Source organism: Actinotalea ferrariae (genome assembly GCF_019733465.1).
Classification (GTDB): domain Bacteria; phylum Actinomycetota; class Actinomycetes; order Actinomycetales; family Cellulomonadaceae; genus Actinotalea; species Actinotalea ferrariae_A.
The window spans coordinates 1-1,462 of sequence record NZ_JACVQL010000368.1; the positions used below are offsets into that span (position 1 = coordinate 1).

Sequence of the window (1,462 nt, forward strand, 5' to 3'; positions counted from 1 at the left end):
GCGCGGCGCCGACCGCGGCGTCGTCGGCCGCCGCGAGCCAGGCCGCGGCACCGGGGGCCGAGGTGAAGACGACGACGTCGATCTCGCCGGACGCAGCGGCGCGCACCGACGCGTCGAGCGCGGCCGGGTCGGGCGGCGGCCCCCAGCGGTAGACCACGAGGCTGCGGACCTCGGCGCCCGCGGCCGTGAACGCCTCGTCCAGGCCGTCGGAGCCCGCGCCGTGGTGCTGCACCGCGATCCTGGTCCCGGCCACGCCCTCGCCCAGCAGCACCTCGGCGATCTCGGCCGACGTCTCGGACTCGGCCACCCAGTCGGCCTGGAGTCCCGCGGCCTGGATCGCGCCGCGCGCCTTGGGCCCGCGCGCGACGATCCGCGCGCTGCCGAGGACCTCGAGCAGGGGGTCCAGCAGGCCCAGCGCGTCGGCGGCCTCGACCCATCCGCGGAAGCCGATGCCGGTCGTGACGACGACGATCTCGGGCGGCTCGGCGATCACCGCGCGCGTCCCCGCCGCCAGGGCGGCGTCGTCGATGTGGGGCACCATGCTCATCGCGGGGGCGTGGCGCACCGACGCGCCCCGGCGGGCGAGGGCGGCACCGAGCTCGGCGGACCGCCGGTCCGCCGTCACGAGCACCACGCACCCCGCCATGGTCTGGCTGATGTGCTCGGGCCGTGAGGGGCCGGGCGCCTCAGGCATCGAGCAGCCCCTCCGCCGCGACGCGGCCCATGACGACGACCGCGGGGGCGCGGACGCCGACCTCCGTCGCGCGCGCGACGACGTCGTGCAGCGTCGCGTGCGTGACCCGCTGCCGCGGCGTCGCCCCGTTCTCGACGACGGCGACGGGCAGGTCCGGGTCGGCGCCGGACGCGAGCGCGTCGGCCACCATGGCCGGCAGCGTCGACACGCCCATGAGGACGACGAGCGTCGAGCCGTCGAGCAGCACCTGACGCGCCGCGGGCGTGAGCCCCTCGTGCCCGCTGAGGACGTGGAACGACGTCGTGACCCCGCGGTGCGTGAGCGGGATGCCGGCGAGCGCGGGCACCGCCATGGCGCTGCTCACGCCGGGCACGACCTCGACCGGGACGCCCGCCTCGCGGCACGCGAGCACCTCCTCGCCGCCGCGGCCCAGCACGAAGGGGTCCCCGCCCTTGAGCCGCACCACGGTGCGGCCGCGCTGCGCCTGCTCGACGAGGATCCGCCCGATCTCCTCCTGCGGGACGGGGTGGTGCCCGGGCGTCTTGCCGACCGGGATCACCTCGACGTCGGGGTGGAGCTCGGCCAGGACGTCGGTCGGCCCGAGCCGGTCGGTCACGACGACGTCGGCCTCCGCGAGCGCCCGCCGCCCGCGCAGCGTGAGCAGCTCGACGTCGCCCGGTCCCCCGCCCACGAGCACCACGCGGCCCTGGCCGCGCTGCGGCGCTCGCCGCGCGCGGAGGTCCGTGCGACCGCCCCGCAGGGTCGCGG

General features: G+C 78.2%; 2 protein-coding genes. Both read right to left on the minus strand.

The annotated features are described in order from the left end of the window. The coding region (locus ICW40_RS19880; protein WP_260459500.1) for a uroporphyrinogen-III synthase at positions 1-694 on the minus strand (694 nt) is incomplete at its 3' end. After that, positions 687-1,462: uroporphyrinogen-III C-methyltransferase (gene cobA / locus ICW40_RS19885; protein ID WP_260459501.1), on the minus strand; the 776-nt coding region annotated here is incomplete at its 5' end. The genes cobA and ICW40_RS19880, both read right to left, overlap by 8 nt.